This window comes from Streptomyces sp. NPDC001985 (assembly GCF_040296845.1).
GTDB lineage: Bacteria > Actinomycetota > Actinomycetes > Streptomycetales > Streptomycetaceae > Streptomyces.
On the sequence record NZ_JBEOYB010000049.1, the window covers coordinates 23116 to 46392 of the forward strand.

A 23277-nucleotide genomic window follows, 5' to 3' on the forward strand; every position below is an offset into this window, starting at 1 on the left:
AATTTCGCCGCTTTAGGGGGAGTAGGTGGGATTTCTTGCGGTCCAACCCTGGTTGCTGGACGGGTTGTTGGCGTCCTAGGTTCCCTCCGGTCATGTGTTTATCCAGCTCAGGATGGGAAGGAAGCGTGCGAGAACAACTACTGCGCCAGTTGCGCTATCTGGGGCACTGGCATAGATCCGTGTCATTTGTCGTCTTCATGGCGCTTATGATCAACTTCGTCCCGGACGACCCGGCCGCCGCGGCGGGAACCGGCCCCGACCTGGACGAAATCAAGCAGGAACGATCCGTCTCCGGACGGGACTTCGACCGGAAGCGGCCGGGGGTCAAGAACGAGGCGGAGAGGGACTGGCGCCCGTCCGCCGGCGCGATTCCCGCCGGCGAGTACGTGGTTCCGGTGGCCGACACCCGGGGCCGGGTCCCCGGCAAGGCCGGTCGGTCGGGACTCAACCCCGGTGATCACGGGGTGATTTCCGGCCGAGAGGAAAATCCTTTCTCCGGTGTTCCGGTCCGACTGCGGAAGCCCGGGTCCACCGCCCGCGCGCTGAGCGGAAAGGCCCTGGCGGAGCCGGGCGCCACCGCCCGAGTGCAGGTGAAGGACGCGAAGACGGCCCGTGCGGCGGGCGTTGAGGGCGTACTGTTCACCGCTGCCCCCGCGGCGTCCAGTACCTCTGACGCTGCGTCAGGCACTGTCGAGATCGAACTGGACTACGCGTCCATCAAGGACAGGTTCGGCGGCGACTGGGGCTCCCGGCTCCGTCTGGTCGAGCTGCCGGCCTGTGCGCTGACCACCCCGCGGAAGTCGGAGTGCCGCACCCCGACCGAGCTGAAGGGCGCCAACGACCCCGAGGGCCGGACGGTCAGCGCCACCGTGGACCTGGGAACCGCGAAGAAGGGCCGTGGTCCGGCCGCCGCGCCGCGGGTGCTGGCGGCGACGGCGTCGGCCTCCGGCCCCGGCGGAAACCACGGGGCGACCTCGCTGTCGCAGTCCGGTTCCTGGATGGCCGGCAGCTCGTCCGGCGGCTTCTCCTGGACGTATCCGATCGAGGCGCAGGAGGTTCCGGGCGGTCCGCAGCCCGAGATCGCGCTGTCGTACTCCTCGCAGGCCGTCGACGGGCGCACCGCGTCCACCAACGGCCAGTCGTCGTGGATCGCCGAGGGCTGGGACTACGAGCCCGGCTTCATCGAGCGCCGCTTCCGCTCCTGTGATGACGACAAGGGCGAGGAGGACGGCAGGAAGCCCAACAACAAGGGCGACAGCGGCGACCTCTGCTACGGCTCCGACCATGTGGTGATGTCGCTCGGCGGCAACAGCACCGAGCTGGTCAAGGGCGCGGGTGACACCTGGCGTCCGGCGGACGACGACGGTACGCGCGTGGAGCGCCGCACCGGCGCGAAGGGCGCCGACAACGGCGCGCACGACCGCGAGTTCTGGGTCGTCACGGGCACCGACGGTGTGCAGTACCACTTCGGGATGAACAAGCTCCCGGGCGCGCCCGCCGACAAGCGGACCAACTCGGTCCAGACCGTCCCGGTCGTCGGCAACCACCCCGATGAGCCGTGTCACGCGACGCTGTTCACGGACTCGGAGTGCACCCAGGCGTACCGCTGGAACCTGGACTATGTCGTCGACCCGCTGGGCGACGCCATGACCCTGTGGTGGAACAAGGACACGAACCACTACGGCCTGAACATGAAGGCCGACCAGCAGGTCGCGTACGACCGCGCCGCCCATCTGGCCCGGATCGACTACGGCCAGCGCTCGGACGCCCTGTTCACCGGGCTGCCGGCGGGCCGGGTGAACTTCACCGTCGCGGAGCGCTGTGTTCCGAGCACGGGCTTCGACTGCGCGGTCGCCAAGCGCACGAAGGAGAACGCCAAGCACTGGCCGGACACCCCGCTGGACCAGGAGTGCCTGGCGGGGGCGAAGTGCACGGACAAGTTCTCGCCGACGTTCTGGTCCACCAAGCGCCTGGTGAAGATCGGCACGCAGGTGCTGGCCGGGTCGGCGCTGAAGAACGTCGACTCGTGGACGCTGGAGAGCTCCTTCCCGGCGACCGGTGACGGCACGTCCCCGGCGCTGTGGCTGGACTCCATCACGCGGACGGGTCATGGCGCCGGCGGTACGGCGTCGATGCCGAAGGTCACCTTCGCCGGTGTGCAGCTCGACAACCGGGTCGACGGCGTCGAGGGTCTGCCGCCGTTCTCCCGCTACCGGATCAACGCGATCGACACGGAGACCGGCGGCCGGATCGGGGTGACGTACTCGCCGCGCGAGTGCTCGGCCCTGGCGCCGAGGAAGATGCCCGCTTCGCCCGAGTCGAACACGATGCGCTGCTTCCCGCAGTACTGGATGCCCAAGGGCGCCCTGAAGATGCAGGAGGACTGGTTCCACAAGTACCTCGTCACCGAGGTCAAGGAGATGGACCTGGTCTCCGACAGTCCGACGAAGGTCACGGGCTATGAGTTCCTCGGCTCCCCGGCGTGGGCGTTCGACGACTCGGAGTTCGCGGAGAAGAAGTACCGCACCTGGTCGCAGTACCGGGGCTACGAGCGGGTCCGCACCCGCCTCGGTTCCGGCACCGATGTCAAGCAGCTGACCGAGCACCGCTACTTCCGCGGCATGCACGGCGACAAGCTGCCCACCGGCACCCGCACCTCGGTCATCGAGGACTCCCGCGGCGGAACCTTCCAGGACCTCGGCCACTACCAGGGGCAGCTCCGGGAGCAGATCACCTACGAGTCGGACGGCGGGGCGGTCGACTCGTCGACCCTGACCACGCCGTGGTCGGTGAAGACCGCGACCCGCGTCCGCCCCGGCACCACGCCGCTGGAGGCGTGGATGACCCGTCCGGAGACGGTGTCGACGCGCGAGCGGGTCAAGGGCGATCTCTGGCGCACTTCGACGGAGACGACGAAGTACGACACGTACGGTCTGCCGACCGAGGTGGACGAGACCACCGCCGGCGGCAAGCGGATGTGCTCGACCACCGAGTACGCCCGCAACACCACGGCCCATCTGCTCGAATCGGAGTCGAGGGAGGTCACCAGGCTCGGTGCCTGTGGCACCACCGGCGGCAAGGTCGTCGAGGACACCCGCACCTACTTCGACAACCTCGCTCTCGGCGCCGCGCCGACGAAGGGGCTGCCGACGAAGGTGGAGGAGCTGAACGCCGCCGGCGACGGCTACCTCACCATCGACCGCACCGAGTACGACATCCACGGCCGTGAGACGATCACCTGGGACGCCGAGAACAAGCGGACCAAGGTCGACTACTTCCCGGCCACGGTCGCCCGTCCCACCAAGCAGATCTCCACGGACCCGCTGGAGCACACGGAGACCACCGAGTTCGACGACGCCCGCGGTATGCCGCTGGCGGAGATCGACGCCAACAACAAGCGCGCCACGATGGAGTACGACCCGCTGGGCCGGCTCCTGAAGGTGTGGGAGATCGACCGCGACCCGGCGACGCAGACGCCGAACGCGACGTACGACTACACCATCCGCCGTGACAACGAGACGATCGTCACCACGCGCACGCTGAAGGACAACGGCGAGTACGCCGTCTCGTACGAGATCCTCGACGGCCTGCTGCGCGAGCGGCAGACCCAGGACGAGGCCATCGGCGCGGGCCGGATCGTCAACGACACCTTCTACGACACCGCCGGACGGGCGTGGAAGACCAACGACGGCTACTACAACGATCTGGAGCCCAAGGCCGAGCTGCTCCAGGTCGGCGACAACGAGGTGCCGTCGCAGACCCGGATCACCTTCGACGGGATGGGCCAGCCCGTCGCCGACGTCACCTACCACCGGGGTGTGGAGAAGCTCCGGACGACCACGGAACGGGACGGCGACGTCTCCACCACCATCCCGCCCAAGGGCGACACGGTCACGGCCTCGTACGAGAACGCCGAGGGGCAGCTGGAGAAGCTCCGCGAGTACACCAACGAGGCCCGCACCCAGTGGCGGGACACCCTCTACGAGTACGACGACCTGGAGAACCTGGTCAAGGTCTCCGCTCCCGGCGGTGCGGTGACCACCTTCGAGTACGACGGCCGGGGCCGCCAGACGGCCACCGTCGACCCCGACGGCGGCAGGACCACCTACACGTACGACGACACCGACAACGTCGCGACGTCCACCGACTCGCGTGGCAACACGCTGGTCACGACCTATGACGCCGGCGGTCGTCCGACCTCCCTCCGCGAGGGTGGCGAGACCGGCCCGAAGCGCATCGAGTGGACGTACGACACGCTGGGCAAGGGCCTTCCCACGGCGTCGATCCGCTACCACGAGGGCCGTAAGTACCGCGACGAGGTGACGGCCTACGACAACGCCTACCGGGTGAAGTCGACCCAGACCGTCATCCCGGCGGAGGAGAAGGGCCTCAGCGGCACCTACAAGTACCAGTTCTCCTACACTCCCACCGGCAAGACGGCCTGGATGCAGGTTCCCGGCCTCGGCGGGCTGACCACCGAGCAGATCGTCTTCCGCTACAACTCCGACGATCTGCCGATCTCCATCAGCGGCACGTCGACCTATCTCAACAACGTCAGCTACTCGGCGTTCGGCGAGATCCTGCGCACCGAGGCGGGGCCCGCGACGAAGCGGGTGTACGGCACCTACCTCTACGACGAGTTCACCCGTCGGATGACGCAGTCCACGTACGACCGTTCACTGGCCCCGGGCCGGATCAGCGACACCCGCTACACCTATGACGAAGCGGGCAATGTCACCAAGATCTCGGACACCTCCGGCGGCGCGGTGGCGGGTGGCGGTCAGACGGACACCCAGTGCTTCGTGCACAACAAGCTGCGTCAGATGACGTCGGCCTGGACGGCGGCGAAGGACGACTGTTCGGCGGCTCCCTCCAAGGACACCGTCGGCGGTCCGGACGCCTACTGGCAGAGCTACGAGTTCGATCAGGCGGGCAACCGCACCAAGCTGACCGAGCACGACATCACGGGCGACACCACGCAGAACGTCACCCGCGACTACACCTACGGCAAGCCGGGCGTGGGCGGGCCCAACGCCCTCGCCACGATCAAGTCGATCGGTCCCGGGGGTGAGCGGCTCAACGAGTTCACCTACGACAAGGCGGGCAACACGAAGACCCGTCAGCACAACGGCACCACCCAGACGCTCGACTGGGACATGGAGGGCCAGCTCCGCTCGGTCTCCGAGCCCGTCGAGGGAGGCGGCACCAAGACCACGTCCTACCTCACCGACGCCTCCGGTGACCGGCTGATCCGCACCGCTCCCGACGGCAGCAGGACGCTGTACCTGGGGGAGGCGGAACTGACGGTGGGCCCGGACTTCGCGGTCCGGAAGGCGGAGCGCTTCTACGGCCAGCCCGACGGTTCGACCACGGTACGGTCCACGGGCGGCGGCCGTCAGCTTCTGCTGGCGGACCACCACGGAACGTCCAACACGGTGGTCGACATGGTCGCCGCGGACATGGGTGTCACCCGGCGCAAGTCGATGCCGTTCGGTGAGGAGCGCGGCGCCGCGCCGTCCACCTGGCCGGGGGCACGCGGCTTCGTCGGAGGAACAGTCGACAAGGACACCGGTCTGACCAGGCTCGGGGTCCGGGACTACGACCCGGCGACCGGAAGGTTCATCTCCGTCGACCCGGTGGTCGACTTCGAACAGCCGGCCACGATGAACCCGTACGCCTACAGCAACAACGCTCCGGCGACGTTCTCCGACCCGTCCGGGCTCTTCTTCCCGGTGCTGATCGGGTTCGCGGCCCGGATGGCGATCCAGGCGGCGATCCGCGCGGCGGCCCGCCGCGCGGCGCAGATCGCGGCCCGCAAGGCCGCCCAGGCGGCTGCCCGCCGGGCTGCGGCGCTCGCCCGCAAGCGCGCCATCGAGGCGGCGAAGCGTGCGGCGGCCAAGGCCAAGCGCGAGGCCGCGAAGAAGGCGGCGGCGGCCAAGCGGGCCGCAGCCAAGCGGGCCGCCCAGCGCGCGGCGGCCAAGAGGGCGGCCGCGAAGAGGGCGGCGGCTCAGGCACGCGCCAAGGCGCAGCGCGCGGCGGCGAGAAAGGCGGCGGCCAAGCGCGCGGCGGCCCGGAAGGCAGCGGCGCGGGCGAAGCCCAAGCCGAAGCCCCGTGCTCAGCCCAAGCCCAGGCCGAAGCCGTCCCAGGTCAAGAGGCCCGCGGCCAAGCGGGTGATCAAGGAAGCGAGGAGCGAGGCTCAGAGCACAGCCCGAGAGGAGGCGACGAACGCCGCCTGCGAGAGCAACAGCTTCGTCCCCGGCACGCTGGTGGTGATGGCGGACGGGTCGAAGAAGCCGATCGACAAGGTCAGGATCGGCGACAAGGTCATGGCGACCGATCCGGTGACCGGCGAGACCAGGGCCAGGACGGTCTCCGCCACGATCACCGGCGGCGGCTACAAGGAACTCGTCAGGATCACCGTCCGCGACGGGGACCGGGGCCCGGCCACCACGGCTCTGGCGGTCTCGGACCGCGGCGACGGGAAGGGCTCGGGCCCGGCCGCCGCCGCACCGTCGGGCGAGTACGACGGCTCCGGCTCGCCGGGCTCGGTGACGGCCACCGAAGGACACCCCTTCTGGATCGAGGCGCTCGGCAAGTGGGTCAAGGCCGGGGAGCTGCAACCGGGGCAGATGCTCAGAAGCAGCGCCGGCACATGGGTCCAGATCGAGGCCGTGGAATCCTGGACCGCGCAGCAGCGGGTCCACAACCTCACGGTCGACGACATCCACACGTACTACGTGGAGACGGGTTCCGCCGCTGTTCTCGCCCACAACTGCACCCTGAATCTCGGGTCGGGCGACAACCCCATGCCGGGGGCTGTCAATGTGGACATGGAGAACAGGCCCGGCGTCGATGTCCGGGCGGACGCGAGTGCGCTTCCCTTCCGTGACGGGACGTTCAGCACGGTGCACGCCATCAACCCGTTCGGCTTCCAGCCGGTTTCCGCGGAGACCGCCCGTGTCATGCAGCGCGGCGGGATTCTGATGGTGACCGGAGCGAAGTCCAACAAGTGGCGGAAACTCCGTACCGATCTGATAGCCGAAGCCGGATTCGAGCTGGTGTCCGTCGGCGACTTGGCTCCGGAGCACGACTTCGGGAAGATGAAGCGAGCGGACGGCGAACCAATTCCTGATGGCGCGGTATTCGAAACCAGGGTGTATCGAAGGAGGTGATCGCATGGACATCGGGAAACTCATGGAGTTCCTCGCGGACCACAGGGCACCCAACCTGCCGCCCGGGTACCTCTCCGAGCAGCTCCTGTCGATGTCCTGGATCATCACGCCCGAGGACAGCGGAATGATCTTCACAGTCGGAAGGAAATGGTTGGAATCCGGCGATGAGTTCCGCGTGGCCGTCGCACTCGGCCTGAAGGAAGCCTTCCTGGCGGAATCCTGGGACGAGCATGTCGAACTCGCGGATTCGGTGAGGAGCAGGCTTCCGTCGCTCGCCCCCGAGGTCGACCACTGGCTCCGGTATTACAGCCGGTCGTTCGACACCCCCGAGGCGAGAGCCATCAGGGACGAGAAGAAGGAGTAGCACACGGTGTTTCGGCCCCGGGGTGGCGGAGTGGCGGTTCGGAACCGTCACTTCCGCCCCGGGGCGGAAACCGCCGGCGGCCGGGTCCACCACACCGCGGTGGGCCCGCGCCGGTCCTTCCGCCGCGATTCCGCGCCCGGACCGGCGTCGCCCGGGAGCCCACCGGGAATTCTCCCTCCGGCGGGCTCCCGAAGTCTGTCGGGGACCGCGCGGTGGACCTGGTGGCCCGCCGTCCGCGATGGGCGACAATCGAATGCCCGGACCCCTGACGGAAGGCGGGAGCCCACCATGTTCGGCGGTCTCAACGAAATCTTCGCCCCCAGTCGCCGCCACACCGAGGAGGAGCGGCAGCGCCTGGAGATCACCCTCGACGAGGCCGGCGACGCCGACCCCGGGCGGGGGCCGATAGACCTCTCCGGCGGGGTCGTCGTCATACGGATGCCCGGCGCGCGGGCCGAGCCGGCGGAGCCCGGGGCGGACGGGCCCGGGGCCGACGAGAGCGTCGCGCCCGGCAGGGGCCCGGGGCCGGGGAACTGACCCGACCCCCCGGGGCTCAGTTCCCCGCCACGTCCCGCACCGCCACCAGCACCGGCACCGACCCCGAGATCAGCTCCAGCGTCAGCCCCGCCGTCGCCGGGGTCTCCAGGAGTTCGGCCAGGACCGCCGCCACGTCGTCGCGCGGGACCGGGCCCCGGCCCGTGGACGCCTTCAGCTCGACGAGTCCGTTGCCGGCGTCGTTGGTCAGGATGCCGGGGCGCAGGATCGTCCAGTCCAGGCCCGGGCGGGAGCGCACATCGTCGTCCGCGGCCCCCTTGGCGCGCTGATACGCGTCGAAGACCTCATCGCCCTCGCGCCCGGCGTCCGCGCCCATCGAGGAGACGACGAGATACCGCCGCACCCCCGCCCGCTCCGCCGCGTCCGCGAAGAGCACCGCGGCGCCCCGGTCCACCGTGTCCTTGCGCTCGGGGCCGCTCCCCGGTCCCGCGCCCGCCGCGAAGACCGCGGCGTCGGCGCCCCGCAGGGCCTCGGCGACCTCGTCCACGGAGGCCGACTCCAGGTCCAGGACCACCGCTTCGGCGCCCACCTCCCCCAGATCGGCACTCTGCTCCGGGTCGCGGATGATCCCCGCCACCTCGTGCCCGCCCGCCGAGAGCAGCCGCTCCAGGCGGAGGGCGATCTGACCGTGTCCTCCAGCGATGACAATGCGCATGCCCCCGACCGTACGTCCTCGCGCGGGCCGACGCCCGGCAGCGGCCGGACACGCCCTCAGGAACGCCCCTGGCGGGGCAGTTCGAGCGCCACCGCCACCGCCGAGTCGCAGTACTCCCGCACCGCGCTGGTGCGCGCCACCACCCGCCCCCGGTGGATCACGATCCTGCTGTACGCCAGGGACAGCACGGCCGGGAGCCGGTCCCCCCGCACCGCCAGCAGCTCGGCCGGGAAGCCGGCCTCCACCCGCACCTCCGGCAGCCCCATCGCCGCGCGCGCCGCCGCCGCGACGGTGTCGTACGCCTCCACGGCGCGCAGCCCGCTCCGGGAGGCCAGCAGATAGGCCGACTCCAGGGGGTCGCCCCGCCCCACCGGGTTCGACACATCCCGCAGCGCGCCGCCGCCCGCCGTGACGCGCACCCCGGCGGCCCGCAGCAGCCGGACGGGCGCGCAGCCCCGGTGCTCCACCGCCCCGCAGCCGCCCTGCGGCAGACAGACCACCGTCACCCCGGCCGCCGCCAGCTGGTCCGCGACCCGCGCGGCCCGCTCGTGGGGCAGCCGGGCGAGCCCGGCGCACGGCCCGATCGCCACCCCGGGCCGCAGCCCGCCCGTCATCGCCGCGAGCCGGGCCAGCCGCGCCGGGTCGTCACCGTGCGTGTGCAGATCGACGGGGCAGCCGTGCTCCGCCGCCACCTCCAGCACCGTCTGGACGTACCCGGTCGGATCGGGGTCGGAGTCGGGGCAGCCGCCCACCACCGAGGCCCCCATCTTCACCGCGTCCCGCAGCATCGCGAGGCCGTCGGCCCCGGCCACCCCGGTCAGCAGCCGGGGCACCGCGACCGCCGTCAGCTCGGTGAGCCCGCGCAGCGAGCGCCGGGCCCGGAGCACCGCCTCCAGCGGTCCGAGGCCCTGGACATCCCCGATCCGCACGTGGGAGCGGAGCGCGGTCGCCCCGTGCCCGAGCTGGAGCAGGGCCGCCTCGGTGGCCCGCCGCTGGACGTCCCGGCCGTCGTACGAGACGGGGCCGGGGCCGTCCGCGGTGAGGGCCGTGTCGCCGTGGCCGTGGGGCTCGGCGGGCGCGGGCAGCAGCAGATAGCCGCTCAGGTCCACCCGGGCGGTGTGGGCGGGGAGACTGCCGGCCGTTCCGACCGCCTCGATGCGCCCGCCGCCGAGCCGTACGTCGACGGTGCGGCCGTCCGTCAGCCGGGCGCCGCTCAGCAGCAGCGCGGTGGTGTCGGCGGTCGCGCCGTCGGGGGGCCGCGGCTGGCTGTCGGGCATCGCGCTCCTGGCGGGGGAGGTCGGCTCGGGCCGCGTACCGGACGGGGGAAGGGTCACGCAGCGTGAGTCGAGCCTAGGGGCGCCGCGCTCCCTCTTCGAGGAAGAGCGAAATAGTCGTACCGGTGGGGTTGCCCGGTCCTCCGCACGGCCGCGCGGGCCGGGCGGCGGGCGGCGCCGGAGGGGCGCGAGGGGCCGCCGGGGAGCTTCGGCGGAGGCCGGCCGGGAGGGAGGGTGCGATGCCGGACAGGGGGCCACGAAACGGATTTGGGCGAACGGCGACCGACCGTGTAATGTCTTCATCGCTCGCCCCAATAGCTCAGTCGGTAGAGCGTCTCCATGGTAAGGAGAAGGTCTACGGTTCGATTCCGTATTGGGGCTCTGATGTCGGTGATCCTCGCCTCCGGGCGAGGAGATCCGGTATCGCAGCGGTGTAGCTCAGTCGGTAGAGCAAGCGGCTCATAATCGCTGTGTCACCGGTTCAAGTCCGGTCACCGCTACACATAGTAGCCGATTGCGGGGTCGGTCCTCGGATCGGCTACTCTTGTTGCGTTTGCGTCAATCCGTCCATCCGTCCGTCCAAGGAGCACTCACGTGGCTGCCACCGACGTCCGCCCGAAGATCACGCTGGCCTGCGTGGAGTGCAAGGAGCGGAACTACATCACCAAGAAGAACCGGCGTAACAACCCGGACCGTCTTGAGATGAAGAAGCACTGCCCGCGCTGCAACTCTCACACGGCGCACCGCGAAACGCGCTGATCAGGCTCGCATGCGAGGCCGTCCCCGTCAGGGGGCGGCCTCGTGTCGTTTGTCCCCGCTCTCAGGGCGGCAGGCCCATCTGTCAGGAGGAGAAGCCAGGCCATGGCACTCGATCAGTCCTTCGTGGGGCGGACCTATCCGCCCACCCCGCCCTATGAGGTCGGCCGGGAGAAGATCCGTGAGTTCGCCGAGGCGGTGGGGGACGCCAACCCCGCGTACACCGACCCCGACGCCGCGAAAGCGCTCGGTCACCCCGAGGTGATCGCCCCGCCGACGTTCGCCTTCGCGATCACCTACCGCGCCGCGGCGCGGGTCGTCCAGGACCCGCAGCTGGGTCTGGACTACAGCCGGGTGGTGCACGGCGATCAGAAGTTCGCCTACAGCCGGCCGGTGCGGGCCGGTGACCGGCTGAGTGTCGTCTCCGTCATCGAGAGCATCAAGTCCCTGGCGGGCAATGATGTCGTGACCGTCCGCGGCGAGGTGCACGACGAGACCGGCGGGCATGTGGTGACCGCGTGGACCAAGCTGGTGGCGCGGGCCGCCGAGGGGGCGTGATGACGGCGAGGATTCTGTACGGGGACGTGACGGTCGGCACCGAGCTGCCGGCGCGGAGCTTCCCGGTGACCCGGGACACGCTGGTGCGGTACGCCGGTGCCTCGGGCGACTTCAACCCGATCCACTGGAACGAGAAGTTCGCGGTCGAGGTCGGGCTCCCCGATGTGATCGCGCACGGCATGCTCACCATGGCCGAGGCGATCCGGGTGGTGACGGACTGGGTCGGCGACCCGGGCGCGGTCGTCGAGTACGGGGTGCGTTTCACCCGCCCGGTCGTGGTGCCGAACGATGGTGAGGGGGCGGTGGTCGAGGTGAGCGGGAAGGTGGCGGAGTTGCTGGGGGACGGGTGTGTGCGGGTGGATCTGACCGCTGCCTGCGGTGGGGTGAAGGTGCTCGGCATGTCCCGTGCCGTGGTCCGCCTGGCCTGACCCCGAGCCCCCTCCCGTGGGGACGCGCCCCTCGTGCCCCGCCGGCGTTGGAGCCCCACCACCCCGGCTTCTCCGACGGTTGAGCCGCGCCCGCTCAGCCCCTCCGGCGGTTGAGCCGCGCCACCCCAGCCCCGCCGGCCGTTGAGCCGCGCCACCTCGGCCCCTCCGGCGCCGAGCCGCGCCACCTCGGTCCTCCGGCGGCTGAGCCGCACACCTCAGCCCCTCCGGCGTTTGAGGAGCGGGGGTTCGGGGGCTGGCCCCCGACGGTGGCCCGCAGCGTGACGGGTCCTGTGGTGCGGGGTCCGTCCTCAATCGCCGGACGGGCTGGGTTTGTGCGGGGTCCTGTGGTGCGGGGTCCGTCCTCAATCGCCGGACGGGCTGGGTTTGTGCGGGGTCCTGTGGCACAGGGTCCGTCCTCAAGCGCCGGACGGGCTGGGTTTGTGCGGGTTGCCTCAGGGCCCCGGGCCCGCCGGGTGTCGTGGCCATGGGGCGCGGGCGCACCATGCGGGGCCCGGCCGGGGCGCGGGCGCACCGTGCGGGGCCCGGCGTGCGGGGATCGTAGGCTTGGGGGGTGCAGGAAAATCACGACGCGCCCCTCGCCCCCCTGACCACCTTCCGCCTCGGCGGCCCCGCCCCCCGCCTCCTCACCGCCACCACGGACGACGAGATCATCACCGCCGTCCGCGACGCCGACACCACCGGCACCCCCCTCCTCATCATCGGCGGCGGCAGCAACCTCGTCATCGGCGACAAGGGCTTCGACGGAACCGCCCTGCGCATCGCCACCCGGGGCTTCAGCCTCGACGGCACCCGGCTGGAGCTGGCCGCGGGCGAGGTCTGGAGCGACGCCGTCGCGCGGACCGTCGACGCCGGGCTCGCCGGGGTCGAGTGCCTCGCCGGCATCCCCGGCTCCGCCGGCGCGACCCCCATCCAGAACGTCGGGGCGTACGGCCAGGAGGTCTCCACCACCATCACCGAGGTGGTCGCCTACGACCGCCGCACCGGCGGGACCGTCACCCTCACCAATGAGGAGTGCGCCTTCTCCTACCGCCACAGCCGCTTCAAGCAGCACCCCGACCGCTATGTGGTGCTGCGCGTCCGCTTCGGTCTCGACGACGCCGCCGGGCTCTCCGCCCCGGTGAAGTACGCGGAGACCGCGCGGCTCCTCGGCGTCGAGCCCGGCGACCGGGCGGAGCTGTCCGCCGTGCGCCGGGCCGTCCTCGAACTCCGCGCGGGCAAGGGCATGGTCCTGGACCCCGACGACCACGACACCTGGTCGGCCGGCTCCTTCTTCACCAACCCGATCCTGGACGCGGAGCAGTACGCCGCCTTCCTCGACCGCGTCCGCACCCGCCTCGGCAGCGCCGTCACCCCGCCCGCCTACCCGGCCGGCGACGGCCGCACCAAGACCTCGGCGGCGTGGCTGATCGACCGGGCGGGCTTCACCAAGGGGTACGGCGGCGGCCCGGCCCGTATCTCCACCAAGCACACCCTCGCGCTCACCAACCGGGGCGAGGCCACCACCGAGGACCTCCTCGCCCTCGCCCGCGAGGTCGTGGCCGGAGTGCGGGACGCCTTCGGGGTCACCCTGGTCAACGAACCGGTCACCGTCGGCGTCAGCCTCTGACCGTCCGCACCCCTCGCGCGCCTCGCACCCTCAGTACGCCACTCCCACGCCCTGCCGCACCGACGCGGCGTCGCCCACCAGCGCGAGCATGGCGTGGGCCACATCGGCCCGTGCGATGGTGCGGGCGCTGCGTGGGTTCCCGCCGGTCTCCATCCGGTAGACCCCGGTCAGCGGCCCGTCCAGCAGCCGGGGCGGGCGCACCGACGTCCAGTCCGCCGATGAGCGCTCCAGCTCCGCCTCCATGGTCCGCAGGTCCGCGTAGATCCTGCGGTAGACGGCGCCCACCAGGACACCGATGGCGCGGTCGGCCAGCGGCTCGTCCGCCGGGGCGCGGCCGAGCGGCGCGGCGGAGACCACCAGGAGCCGGCGGGTGCCCTCCGCCTCCATGGCGCTCAGCACCGACCGGGTGAGCCGGGTGGTGATCCCGGCTTCCGCGTCCGCGGCCCTGCGCGCCCCGAGCCCGGAGAGCACCGCGTCCCGCCCGGCGACCGCCTCCCGCAGCGCCGCCCCGCTCCGGGACGGATCGGCCCGGGCCACGACGAGCCTCCCCGCGCCCGGCCCCGAGGCGGCCGGCACTCTGAGGCGCGCCGCGTCCCGCACCACCGCCGTCACCTCGTGCCCCGCCGCCAGGGCCTGCCGGACGATCTCCCCGCCGACCCCTCCGGTCGCACCGAACACCGTGATCCTCATCGGTCACACACCTCCCATGGGTGAGTAAGTATTCACTCACCTCTAGAGTGGGTATCCGGCCGCCCACCCGTCAAGGCCGATCGAGACCCGGCCCGGAGGAACCATGCAGAAGCCCACCCGCGCCCGTCTCCTCGACGCGGCCCACGAGCTGATGCTCAGCCTCGGCCTCGCCCGCACCACGACCAAGGAGATCGCCCGGGCGGCCGGCTGCTCGGAGGCGGCGCTCTACAAGAGCTTCGCGAGCAAGGAGGAGCTGTTCATCGCCGTCCTGGACGAACGGCTGCCGAAGCTCGGCCCGCTGCTGAGCGATCTCGCCGCCGGCGGCGGCCGGGGCGGCCTGGAGGGGAACCTCACCGAGGTCGTCCGGCAGGCCGCCCGGTTCTACGCCCAGACCTTCCCGATCCTCGCCTCGCTCTACGCCGACCCCCGGCTCAAGGAGCGCCACGAAGCCGCCCTGCGCGGCCTCGGCACCGGCCCGCACCGGCCCATCCAGGGCCTGGACGCCTATCTCCGCGCCGAACAGCGCGCGGGCCGGGTCGCCGAGGGCGCGGACACCTACGCGGCGGCCTCACTGCTCCTGGGCGCCTGCACCCACCGGGCCTTCGCCTACGACAGCGCGGAGGGCGGCGTGCCCGCGCCGCCGCTGGACGCCTTCGCCACCGGACTCGTCCGCACCGTGCTCAGCGGGATCACCCCCCGCTAGGTCGTCTCTCCCGGATCGGGCCGGGCTCGCGAGCCCTGGCGGAAACTCCCTAGCCGGCCAGCCAGTCGTCGATCCCGGCCAGCAGCTTCCCCCGGACGTCCTCCGGCGCGGCCGACCCCCGCACCGACTGCCGGGCCAGCTCGGCCAGCTCCGTGTCGGTGAAGCCGTGGTGCCGCCGCGCGAACTCGTACTGCGCGGCCAGCCGCGACCCGAAGAGCAGCGGGTCGTCCGCGCCCAGCGCCATCGGCACCCCGGCCTCGTACAGCGTCCGCAGGGGCACGTCCCCGGGCTTCTCGTACACCCCGAGCGCCACATTCGACGCGGGGCACACCTCGCAGGTCACCTGCCGCTCGGCGAGCTTCCGCAGCAGCCGGGGGTCCTCGGCGGCCCGCACGCCGTGACCGATCCGGGAGGCGCGGAGATCGTCCAGACAGTCCCGTACGGACGAGGGGCCGGACAGCTCGCCGCCGTGCGGGGCCGCGAGCAGACCGCCGTCCCGCGCGATGGCGAAGGCGCGGTCGAAGTCCCGCGCCATGCCCCGGCGCTCGTCGTTGGAGAGCCCGAAGCCGACGATGCCGCGGTCCGCGTACCGCACGGCGAGCCGGGCCAGGGTCCGGGCGTCCAGCGGGTGCTTCATCCGGTTCGCCGCGACCAGCACCCGCATCCCGAGCCCGGTCTCCCGCGAGGCGCTGTCCACCGCGTCCAGGATGACCTCCAGCGCGGGGATCAGTCCGCCGAGCATCGGGGCGTACGAGGTGGGGTCGACCTGGATCTCCAGCCAGCCGGAGCCGTCCCGGATGTCCTCCTCGGCGGCCTCCCGGACCAGCCGGCGGATGTCGTCGGGGGTGCGCAGACAGGACCGCGCGATGTCGTACAGCCGCTGGAAGCGGAACCAGCCCCGCTCGTCGGTGGCGCGGAGCTTCGGCGGCTCACCGCCCGCGAGGGCGCCGGTGAGGGCGTCGGGGAGGTGGACGCCGTACTTGTCGGCCAGTTCCAGCAGGGTCGAGGGGCGCATCGAGCCGGTGAAGTGCAGATGCAGATGGGCCTTCGGCAGCCGGCTGACGTTTCGTACGTGCTCCATCCCAGGATCTTGCCGTATGCCCCCGCCGGGAGGTAAGCCGGTTCCCCGATCGGGTTCTTGCCCGAACACAGAAGCGGCGAGCGGCCCCGGACGGTCCGGGGCCGCTCGCCGTCTCCGCGGGAGCCGTCAGTCGGTCGCCTCAGTCGGTCGCCTCGGCCAGCAGCTTCTGGACGCGGGCCACACCCTCCGCCAGGTCCTCGTCGCCCAGCGCGTACGACAGCCGCAGATAGCCCGGCGTGCCGAACGCCTCACCCGGCACCACCGCGACCTCCACCTCGTCGAGGATCAGCGCGGCCAGCTCCACGGAGGTCGCCGGGCGCCTGCCCCGGATCTCCTTGCCCAGGAGCGCCTTCACGGACGGGTACACATAGAACGCGCCCTCCGGCTCCGGGCAGACCACGCCGTCGATCTCGCCGAGCATCCGCACGATCGTCTTCCGGCGGCGGTCGAACGCCTCGCGCATCGCGGCCACCGCCTCCAGGTCCCCGGAGACCGCGGCCAGCGCCGCCGCCTGGGCGACGTTCGACACATTGGAGGTGGCGTGGGACTGGAGGTTGGTGGCCGCCTTCACCACGTCCTTCGGGCCGACGATCCACCCGACCCGCCAGCCGGTCATCGCATAGGTCTTCGCCACGCCGTTGACCACGATGCACTTCTCGCGCAGCTCGGGCACGACCGAGGGGAGCGAGGTGAAGACGGCGTCCCCGTAGACCAGGTGCTCGTAGATCTCGTCGGTGAGCACCCACAGGCCGTGCTCCACGGCCCAGCGGCCGATCGCCTCGGTGTCCTCGCGGCTGTAGACCGCGCCGGTCGGGTTGGAGGGGGAGACGAAGAGCACCACCTTCGTGCGCTCGGTGCGCGCGGCCTCCAGCTGCTCGACCGAGACCCGGTAGCCGGTGGTCTCGTCGGCGGTCACCTCGACCGGGACACCGCCCGCGAGCCGGATCGACTCGGGGTAGGTGGTCCAGTAGGGGGCGGGGACGATGACCTCGTCACCCGGGTCCAGGATCGCCGCGAACGCCTCGTAGATCGCCTGCTTTCCGCCATTGGTGACCAGGATCTGCGCGGGGTCGACCGCGTAGCCGGAGTCCCGCAGGGTCTTCTCGGCGATGGCCTTCTTCAGCTCGGGCAGGCCGCCGGCCGGGGTGTAGCGGTGGTACTTCGGGTTGCGGCAGGCCTCGACCGCGGCGTCGACGATGTAGTCCGGCGTCGGGAAGTCGGGCTCACCCGCGCCGAAGCCGATCACCGGGCGCCCGGCGGCCTTGAGGGCCTTGGCCTTGGCGTCGACGGCGAGGGTCGCGGACTCGGAGATCGCGCCGATGCGGGCGGAGACCCGGCGCTCGGTGGGAGGGGTTGCAGCGCTCATACGGTCCATCGTCCCAGACGCCCCGGCCGTGCGGCACAGGTGTTTCGACCCCCGGACACAGGGCCGGACGGGTGGCGGTCCGCCGCGCCGCCGTCCCGTCCCGCGGGGCTCCCTCCGAGGTCCGGGCGGGGCCCCGGCCGAGGCCCGGGCGGTGGCGGACAAGACCCGCTCGGGAGCTGTCTGTTCGACGCCGGGCCTGCGAGCACGTACACTCACCTGTCGTTGGCCCACAGCGACCACATCTCCGGATGGGGTAGGTTGGGGAAGCCACAAAGGGTCGTAGCTCAATTGGTAGAGCACTGGTCTCCAAAACCAGCGGTTGGGGGTTCAAGTCCCTCCGGCCCTGCTACACACACCTTCGCCAGGCGTGTGCGCATGTACGTACATTCAATGAACCGCCGTGCGGCTCCACCGGGCGCGGCACGGCCACGACCCGGAATCAGGTGAAAGAACGTGACGGACGCCGTGGGCTCCATCGACACGCCTGATGCCGAGGACGAGGCGCCCCAGAAGTCTCGCAGGGGCGGCAAGCGCGGGAAGAAGGGCCCCTTCGGGCGTCTCGCGCTCTTCTACCGGCAGATTGTCGCCGAGCTGCGCAAGGTCGTCTGGCCCACGCGCAACCAGCTGACGACTTACACCACCGTGGTGATTGTTTTCGTCGTCATCATGATCGGTCTGGTGACCGTGATGGACTATGGATTCCAGGAAGCCGTCAAGTACGTCTTTGGCTGATCCCGCGAGGGGTGCCGGCCGGGGACGTATCGGCATGGCGGCAGCCTTTCGCATGTTCCACCCATCTGTATCCAGAAAGAAGCAGCCACCGTGTCTGACCCGAACCTGAACGAGGCCGTTGAGCCCGGCGACGAGAACTTCGAGTCCGCCGAGTCCGCCGAGGACGAGCTCGACATCGTTGAGGCGGCCGACGAAGACCAGGCGGAAGCTGCTGACGCCGAGGCCGGGGCGCCGGCCGAGGAATCCGCTCTGCACATCGACGACGACACCGAGGCCCTGATCGAGGTCGACACCGAGGGTGTCGCCGAGGTCGTCGGCGAGGTCTCCGACGAGGACGCTGAGTCCGTCGAGGCCGGCGAGTCCGACGAGGACGATGCCGAGTCCGGCGAGGACGAGGCGGAAGAAGCCGGGGAAGCCGAAGAGGCCGAGGCCCCGGTCGACCCGATCGCCGCGCTCCGCGACGAGCTGCGCCTGCTGCCCGGCGAGTGGTACGTGATCCACACCTACGCCGGGTACGAGAAGCGCGTGAAGGCCAACCTGGAGCAGCGCGCCGTCTCGCTGAACGTCGAGGAGTTCATCTACCAGGCCGAAGTGCCCGAGGAAGAGATCGTTCAGATCAAGAACGGCGAGCGCAAGAACGTCCGCCAGAACAAGCTTCCCGGCTACGTCCTGGTCCGTATGGACCTCACCAACGAGTCCTGGGGCGTCGTCCGCAACACGCCCGGCGTCACCGGCTTCGTGGGCAACGCCTACGACCCGTACCCGCTGACCCTGGACGAGATCGTCAAGATGCTCGCCCCGGAGGCAGAGGAGAAGGCCGCCCGCGAGGCCGCCGAGGCCAAGGGCGAGCCGGCTCCGGCCCGCAAGGTCGAGGTCCAGGTGCTGGACTTCGAGGTCGGCGACTCGGTCACCGTCACGGACGGCCCCTTCGCCACCCTCCAGGCCACCATCAACGAGATCAACGCGGACTCGAAGAAGGTCAAGGGCCTGGTCGAGATCTTCGGCCGGGAGACCCCGGTCGAGCTGAGCTTCGACCAGATCCAGAAGAACTAGTCCGGGCGGCCCTCCGGGGCCCGCCGGGACCGACTCTCCGACCAGGTCAGAACCGCCCTCGTGGCTGTTCTGACCTGTCGGTTTTTAACCGGACAGCTATACCCGTTATCGTTGTACGGTATGCCTCCATCCGGATGATCGGGTGGAGCGCTCTGAACTCTCACTAGGACCCGGAGAGAGCAATGCCTCCCAAGAAGAAGAAGGTCACGGGGCTTATCAAGCTCCAGATCCAGGCCGGCGCGGCCAACCCGGCTCCGCCGGTCGGCCCCGCGCTGGGTCAGCACGGCGTCAACATCATGGAGTTCTGCAAGGCCTACAACGCCGCGACCGAGTCGCAGCGTGGCATGGTCGTGCCGGTGGAGATCACGGTCTACGAGGACCGCTCCTTCACCTTCATCACCAAGACTCCGCCGGCCGCCAAGCTGATCCTCAAGGCCGCGGGTGTGGACAAGGGCTCCGGCGAGCCGCACAAGACGAAGGTCGCCAAGCTCACCCGCGACCAGGTCCGCGACATCGCCACCACCAAGATGCCCGACCTGAACGCCAACGACCTGGACGCCGCCGAGAAGATCATCGCCGGCACCGCCCGCTCCATGGGCATCACGGTCGAGGGCTGACAGTCCCCGTCTGACCTCTGTGGCAGGACCACGCGCTGGTCCGCACCACAACTCCACACCTGAACCACGCAGGAGAAGAAGTGAAGCGCAGCAAGAATCTCCGCGCTGCGGACGCCAAGATCGACCGGGAGCGCAACTACGCCCCGCTCGAGGCCGTCCGTCTCGCCAAGGACACCGCGTCCACCAAGTTCGACGGCACCGTCGAGGTCGCCTTCCGCCTGGGTGTAGACCCGCGCAAGGCCGACCAGATGGTCCGTGGCACCGTGAACCTTCCGCACGGCACCGGTAAGACCGCCCGGGTCCTGGTCTTCGCGACCGGTGACCGTGCCGAGGCCGCGCGTGCCGCGGGCGCCGACATCGTCGGCTCCGACGAGCTGATCGACGAGGTGTCGAAGGGCCGTCTGGACTTCGACGCCGTCGTCGCCACCCCGGACCTCATGGGCAAGGTCGGCCGCCTGGGCCGCGTGCTCGGTCCGCGTGGTCTGATGCCGAACCCGAAGACCGGCACCGTCACCCCCGATGTCACCAAGGCTGTGACCGACATCAAGGGCGGCAAGATCGAGTTCCGCGTCGACAAGCACTCGAACCTGCACTTCATCATCGGCAAGGTCTCCTTCGACGAGACGAAGCTGGTCGAGAACTACGCCGCGGCGCTGGAGGAGATCCTCCGTCTGAAGCCGTCCGCCGCCAAGGGCCGCTACATCAAGAAGGCGACCCTGACCACGACGGTGGGCCCCGGCATCCCCCTGGACGCCAACCGCACCCGCAACCTCCTCGTCGAGGAGGACCCGGCCTCCGTCTGATCCTGACGGCGGCCGCGGGCCTTCCCGCGCACTGAGCGCGGGAGCGCAGCAGCTCAGAGGACGGCCCCCACACCTGATCACCAGGTGCGGGGGCCGTTTTCCGTTGTCCCGCTGTCCTCGGTGTGGGTTAGGTTTCAACCAATTCACGGAATGCACCAAGGGGTGGGGAATGAGCAGTACCGCGTGGAAGCGCGCCGGTGTCTCGATGACGGCGGTGGCCGTGGCCGTGGCGATGGCGGGCTGTGGGGGACAGGCCACGACCGAGCGCACGGTGACGCAGGTTCTGACGGCGGCGCACAAGAAGACCAAGGAAGCGAAGACGGCCAGGATCGACTACCGGATCAAGATGTCCGGCCTCGGCGCCGAGGGCGACGGCACCATGAGGATGACCGGCACCATGGGCTGGAATCCCATGGTGATGGACGTGGCGATGGACGGGACCGGGGCCTTCATGGGCGAGGACCCGGGCAGCGGCTCCGGCGAGATGCGGATGAAGTGGGTCGACGAGGTCGTCTACACCAAGCTCGACGCCGAGACCGCCAAGGAGATGGGCAACGGCAAGAGCTGGATGAAGATGGATCTCGGCAAGGCCGCCGAGATGGCCGCCGCGTCGGGGAAGGAGTCGTCCCGGCGTGAGCTGACCGGCGGCATGGAGACGATGGACCAGGACCCGGCCCAGCAGCTGGCGCTCCTGCTCGACTCGCCGAATGTGAAGCGGGTCGGCGAGGAGAAGATCGACGGCGAGAAGGCCCAGCACTACCGGGGCACCCTGACCATCGACGAGATGATGAAGTCCAACAAGTCGCTCAAGGTGCTCACCGAGGCCGAGCGCAAGAAGCTGGTCGCGAACATGAAGAGCGTCGGCATCAAGGGCTACGACACCGACATCTGGGTGAACGAGGACGACTACCCGGTGAAGATGGATGTCGCCATGAAGATGGACAAGGGCCGGATGGAGATGTCCGGCACCTTCACCGACTACGGCGTCAAGGCCGATGTGAAGGCACCGCCGGCCGGCGACACCTTCGACATGATGAAGATGCTCTCCGACCTCGGCAAGGCCGCCGCGAAGGACCGGGCGCAGGCCGACAAGGACCTCGCTCAGGCGGACAAGGACCTCGCGCAGGCCGAGAAGGACCTCAAGGAGACCGAGCGGCTCCTCAAGGAGCTGGGGACCCAGGGCTGACGCCCGCGGCCGTCACGGCGGGCCCGGACCGGGCCCGCCGCTGAGCCGGGGCGCCGGGGCGCTGCCGTCCCGTCCGTACGGATTTGCCTCACCGCGCCCCGCTCGCGTAGTCTTCCCCGGAAGCCAAAGACCGCTGGTCGTTGCCGTGTGCTCGTCAGAGAGCGCGGCAACCGAAGGATTCGCTTAGCTGCGGACGACCTGCGCAGGTGTCAGTGGAAAGCTCCCGGACTCGTTCCGGTCGAGCTACGCCCCGTGCGCCTGCGCCGGGGCGTTTTGTTTTGCACAGTCCTCCTTCGGGTCCGCGCGGTCATCATCACCCGGAAGGAGGCCGACGCTCATGGCAAGGCCCGACAAGGCTGCCGCGGTAGCCGAGCTGACGGACCAGTTCCGCAGCTCGAACGCCGCCGTGCTGACCGAGTACCGGGGTCTCACCGTGGCTCAGCTCAAGGAGCTGCGCCGTTCCCTCGGTGAGAACGCCCAGTACGCCGTGGTGAAGAACACGCTGACCAAGATTGCGGCCAACGAGGCCGGGATCGACTCGCTCGACGACCTGTTCAACGGTCCGACGGCGGTTGCCTTCGTCACCGGTGACCCGGTGGAGTCGGCGAAGGGTCTCCGTGACTTCGCCAAGGACAACCCCAACCTGATCATCAAGGGCGGTGTCCTTGATGGCAAGGCGATGTCCGCCGATGAGATCAAGAAGCTCGCGGACCTCGAGTCCCGCGAGGTTCTGCTCGCCAAGCTGGCGGGCGCCATGAAGGGCAAGCAGTCCCAGACTGCCGCGCTCTTCCAGGCGCTTCCCTCGAAGTTCGTCCGCACCGCGGAGGCGCTTCGTGCCAAGCAGGCCGAGCAGGGCGGTGCCGAGTAATTCGGCTCGCGCATTGATCAGTGCCGTCTCGTGGCGCTGATCGCAGCGGGCCGTACGCCCGCCGTCACATACACCCGGCACACGCCGATTTAGTGGAAGGATCGCCCATCATGGCGAAGCTCACCCAGGACGACCTGCTCGCCCAGTTCGAGGAGATGACCCTCCTCGAGCTCGCCGGCTTCGTGAAGGCGTTCGAGGAGAAGTTCGACGTCACCGCTGCCGCCCCGGTCGCCGTTGCCGCCGCCGGTGGCGCTGCCGCCGCCGCCGAGGCCGTCGAGGAGCAGGACGAGTTCGACGTCATCCTCACCGCCGCCGGTGACAAGAAGATCCAGGTCATCAAGGTCGTGCGCGAGCTGACCTCCCTGGGTCTCAAGGAGGCCAAGGACCTCGTGGACGGCGCCCCGAAGCCCGTCCTCGAGAAGGTCGCCAAGGACGCCGCCGAGAAGGCCGCCGAGTCCCTCAAGGGCGCCGGCGCCTCCGTCGAGGTCAAGTGACCTCCTGAGTCACCTGTGACTCTCCGGGCCCCGCAGAGGGCTCGCTGAGGGCCCGCGGTACGGCTGAGAGACGCCACCGCGGGTCCCGGTGAAGCGGCTCAGGGCCCCGTGAAAGGCGATCACCCATCCGGGTGGTCGCCTTTTCGCGTTGAGCGAGGGCTGCGTTGCGCTTCCCCGGGCGGGGAGTATGGTGATCATCGCCGTGCCCACCAGGCCCAGGTCAGAGCCCGGTCAGTGACGATCCCGGCGGCCGGTCCGGGATGGGGGGCCTTGACGAACCGCACGCAGCGCGCAA

The 23277-nt window shown here is 70.4% G+C and carries 20 protein-coding genes and 3 tRNA genes; 18 read left to right on the forward strand and 5 right to left on the reverse strand.

Annotation, left to right across the window (positions count from 1 at the left end):
• Positions 1–125 precede the first annotated feature (125 nt).
• The 3 genes from ABT122_RS21975 to ABT122_RS21985 all read left to right on the forward strand — a co-directional run bounded on the left by ABT122_RS21975 (position 126) and on the right by ABT122_RS21985 (position 8073).
• Complete coding sequence (locus tag ABT122_RS21975) at positions 126–7172, forward strand: polymorphic toxin-type HINT domain-containing protein (RefSeq protein ID WP_351554733.1); 7047 nt, start codon at positions 126–128, stop codon at positions 7170–7172.
• A gap of 4 nt (positions 7173–7176) precedes the next feature.
• Complete coding sequence (locus ABT122_RS21980; RefSeq protein ID WP_351554736.1) at positions 7177–7536, forward strand: hypothetical protein; 360 nt, start codon at positions 7177–7179, stop codon at positions 7534–7536.
• A 288-nt stretch (positions 7537–7824) separates the two neighbouring features.
• A complete protein-coding gene (locus ABT122_RS21985; RefSeq protein WP_351554739.1) occupies positions 7825–8073 on the forward strand; it encodes a DUF6191 domain-containing protein in 249 nt (82 codons plus the stop codon).
• Between the two features lie 16 nt (positions 8074–8089).
• On the opposite strand, the gene ABT122_RS21990 is transcribed toward ABT122_RS21985, so the two are convergent.
• Both ABT122_RS21990 and ABT122_RS21995 read right to left on the reverse strand, forming a co-directional pair.
• Entirely contained in the window at positions 8090–8746 is a 657-nt protein-coding gene (locus tag ABT122_RS21990; protein ID WP_351554742.1) for an SDR family oxidoreductase, read from the reverse strand.
• 56 nt (positions 8747–8802) lie between these two features.
• Positions 8803–10023, reverse strand: coding sequence for an amidohydrolase family protein (locus ABT122_RS21995; protein WP_351554745.1), 1221 nt, complete (start codon positions 10021–10023; stop codon positions 8803–8805).
• A 305-nt stretch (positions 10024–10328) separates the two neighbouring features.
• On the opposite strand from ABT122_RS21995, the gene ABT122_RS22000 reads away from it, so the two are divergent.
• The 6 genes from ABT122_RS22000 to ABT122_RS22025 all read left to right on the forward strand — a co-directional run bounded on the left by ABT122_RS22000 (position 10329) and on the right by ABT122_RS22025 (position 13389).
• A tRNA-Thr gene (locus tag ABT122_RS22000) sits at positions 10329–10401 on the forward strand.
• A 46-nt stretch (positions 10402–10447) separates the two neighbouring features.
• Positions 10448–10520: transfer RNA gene (locus ABT122_RS22005), tRNA-Met, on the forward strand.
• Between the two features lie 94 nt (positions 10521–10614).
• Positions 10615–10779, forward strand: coding sequence for a 50S ribosomal protein L33 (gene rpmG / locus ABT122_RS22010; protein ID WP_003956487.1), 165 nt, complete (start codon positions 10615–10617; stop codon positions 10777–10779).
• A gap of 102 nt (positions 10780–10881) precedes the next feature.
• Positions 10882–11334 (forward strand): FAS1-like dehydratase domain-containing protein, encoded by a 453-nt coding sequence (locus ABT122_RS22015; RefSeq protein WP_351554748.1) that lies wholly within the window; start codon positions 10882–10884, stop codon positions 11332–11334.
• Complete coding sequence (locus ABT122_RS22020; RefSeq protein ID WP_351554751.1) at positions 11334–11762, forward strand: MaoC family dehydratase; 429 nt, start codon at positions 11334–11336, stop codon at positions 11760–11762. Before ABT122_RS22015 ends, ABT122_RS22020 begins: the two co-directional genes overlap by 1 nt.
• A gap of 571 nt (positions 11763–12333) precedes the next feature.
• Positions 12334–13389: a UDP-N-acetylmuramate dehydrogenase gene (locus tag ABT122_RS22025; RefSeq protein ID WP_351554753.1), complete on the forward strand. Its 1056-nt coding sequence runs from the start codon at positions 12334–12336 to the stop codon at positions 13387–13389.
• A 30-nt stretch (positions 13390–13419) separates the two neighbouring features.
• Here ABT122_RS22025 and ABT122_RS22030 read toward each other — a convergent pair whose 3' ends face one another.
• Positions 13420–14079 carry an NAD(P)-dependent oxidoreductase gene (locus ABT122_RS22030; RefSeq protein WP_351554756.1) on the reverse strand — a complete coding sequence of 220 codons (660 nt, stop codon included), beginning with the start codon at positions 14077–14079 and terminating at the stop codon, positions 13420–13422.
• Positions 14080–14182: 103 nt separating this feature from the next.
• Between ABT122_RS22030 and ABT122_RS22035 the strand changes: the two genes are divergently transcribed.
• Positions 14183–14782, forward strand: coding sequence for a TetR/AcrR family transcriptional regulator (locus tag ABT122_RS22035; protein ID WP_351554759.1), 600 nt, complete (start codon positions 14183–14185; stop codon positions 14780–14782).
• 49 nt (positions 14783–14831) lie between these two features.
• On the opposite strand, the gene ABT122_RS22040 is transcribed toward ABT122_RS22035, so the two are convergent.
• Both ABT122_RS22040 and ABT122_RS22045 read right to left on the reverse strand, forming a co-directional pair.
• Positions 14832–15863 (reverse strand): adenosine deaminase, encoded by a 1032-nt coding sequence (locus ABT122_RS22040; protein ID WP_351554761.1) that lies wholly within the window; start codon positions 15861–15863, stop codon positions 14832–14834.
• Between the two features lie 139 nt (positions 15864–16002).
• Positions 16003–17229 (reverse strand): pyridoxal phosphate-dependent aminotransferase, encoded by a 1227-nt coding sequence (locus tag ABT122_RS22045; RefSeq protein ID WP_351554763.1) that lies wholly within the window; start codon positions 17227–17229, stop codon positions 16003–16005.
• Between the two features lie 273 nt (positions 17230–17502).
• Between ABT122_RS22045 and ABT122_RS22050 the strand changes: the two genes are divergently transcribed.
• The 8 genes from ABT122_RS22050 (at position 17503) to rplL (ending at position 22982) form a co-directional block, all read left to right on the forward strand.
• Positions 17503–17575: transfer RNA gene (locus ABT122_RS22050), tRNA-Trp, on the forward strand.
• Positions 17576–17682: 107 nt separating this feature from the next.
• Positions 17683–17961: a preprotein translocase subunit SecE gene (gene secE / locus ABT122_RS22055; protein WP_190121725.1), complete on the forward strand. Its 279-nt coding sequence runs from the start codon at positions 17683–17685 to the stop codon at positions 17959–17961.
• Between the two features lie 90 nt (positions 17962–18051).
• The gene (gene nusG / locus ABT122_RS22060) at positions 18052–19014 is read left to right on the forward strand and encodes a transcription termination/antitermination protein NusG (RefSeq protein WP_351554765.1); all 963 of its coding nucleotides are present in this window, start codon (positions 18052–18054) and stop codon (positions 19012–19014) included.
• 182 nt (positions 19015–19196) lie between these two features.
• The gene (gene rplK, locus ABT122_RS22065) at positions 19197–19631 is read left to right on the forward strand and encodes a 50S ribosomal protein L11 (protein WP_123188882.1); all 435 of its coding nucleotides are present in this window, start codon (positions 19197–19199) and stop codon (positions 19629–19631) included.
• Positions 19632–19711: 80 nt separating this feature from the next.
• The gene (gene rplA, locus ABT122_RS22070) at positions 19712–20434 is read left to right on the forward strand and encodes a 50S ribosomal protein L1 (protein ID WP_351554769.1); all 723 of its coding nucleotides are present in this window, start codon (positions 19712–19714) and stop codon (positions 20432–20434) included.
• A gap of 169 nt (positions 20435–20603) precedes the next feature.
• Complete coding sequence (locus tag ABT122_RS22075; protein WP_351554772.1) at positions 20604–21620, forward strand: SCO4651 family lipoprotein; 1017 nt, start codon at positions 20604–20606, stop codon at positions 21618–21620.
• Positions 21621–21957: 337 nt separating this feature from the next.
• Entirely contained in the window at positions 21958–22488 is a 531-nt protein-coding gene (rplJ, locus tag ABT122_RS22080) for a 50S ribosomal protein L10 (RefSeq protein ID WP_351554775.1), read from the forward strand.
• A 110-nt stretch (positions 22489–22598) separates the two neighbouring features.
• Complete coding sequence (gene rplL / locus ABT122_RS22085) at positions 22599–22982, forward strand: 50S ribosomal protein L7/L12 (protein WP_351554778.1); 384 nt, start codon at positions 22599–22601, stop codon at positions 22980–22982.
• The last annotated feature ends 295 nt before the right edge of the window (positions 22983–23277 follow it).

Excerpts from the sequence above, each read along its gene's own strand:
- ABT122_RS21980 (WP_351554736.1), top strand. The coding sequence starts at position 7,177 with ATGGACATCGGGAAACTCATGGAGTTCCTCGCGGACCACAGGGCACCC.
- ABT122_RS21985 (WP_351554739.1), top strand. The coding sequence starts at position 7,825 with ATGTTCGGCGGTCTCAACGAAATCTTCGCCCCCAGTCGCCGCCACACC.
- ABT122_RS21990 (WP_351554742.1), bottom strand. The coding sequence starts at position 8,746 with ATGCGCATTGTCATCGCTGGAGGACACGGTCAGATCGCCCTCCGCCTG.
- ABT122_RS21995 (WP_351554745.1), bottom strand. The coding sequence starts at position 10,023 with ATGCCCGACAGCCAGCCGCGGCCCCCCGACGGCGCGACCGCCGACACC.
- ABT122_RS22015 (WP_351554748.1), top strand. The coding sequence starts at position 10,882 with ATGGCACTCGATCAGTCCTTCGTGGGGCGGACCTATCCGCCCACCCCG.
- ABT122_RS22020 (WP_351554751.1), top strand. The coding sequence starts at position 11,334 with ATGACGGCGAGGATTCTGTACGGGGACGTGACGGTCGGCACCGAGCTG.
- ABT122_RS22030 (WP_351554756.1), bottom strand. The coding sequence starts at position 14,079 with ATGAGGATCACGGTGTTCGGTGCGACCGGAGGGGTCGGCGGGGAGATC.
- ABT122_RS22035 (WP_351554759.1), top strand. The coding sequence starts at position 14,183 with ATGCAGAAGCCCACCCGCGCCCGTCTCCTCGACGCGGCCCACGAGCTG.
- ABT122_RS22040 (WP_351554761.1), bottom strand. The coding sequence starts at position 15,863 with ATGGAGCACGTACGAAACGTCAGCCGGCTGCCGAAGGCCCATCTGCAT.
- ABT122_RS22045 (WP_351554763.1), bottom strand. The coding sequence starts at position 17,229 with ATGAGCGCTGCAACCCCTCCCACCGAGCGCCGGGTCTCCGCCCGCATC.
- rplK (WP_123188882.1), top strand. The coding sequence starts at position 19,197 with ATGCCTCCCAAGAAGAAGAAGGTCACGGGGCTTATCAAGCTCCAGATC.
- ABT122_RS22075 (WP_351554772.1), top strand. The coding sequence starts at position 20,604 with ATGAGCAGTACCGCGTGGAAGCGCGCCGGTGTCTCGATGACGGCGGTG.
- rplJ (WP_351554775.1), top strand. The coding sequence starts at position 21,958 with ATGGCAAGGCCCGACAAGGCTGCCGCGGTAGCCGAGCTGACGGACCAG.
- rplL (WP_351554778.1), top strand. The coding sequence starts at position 22,599 with ATGGCGAAGCTCACCCAGGACGACCTGCTCGCCCAGTTCGAGGAGATG.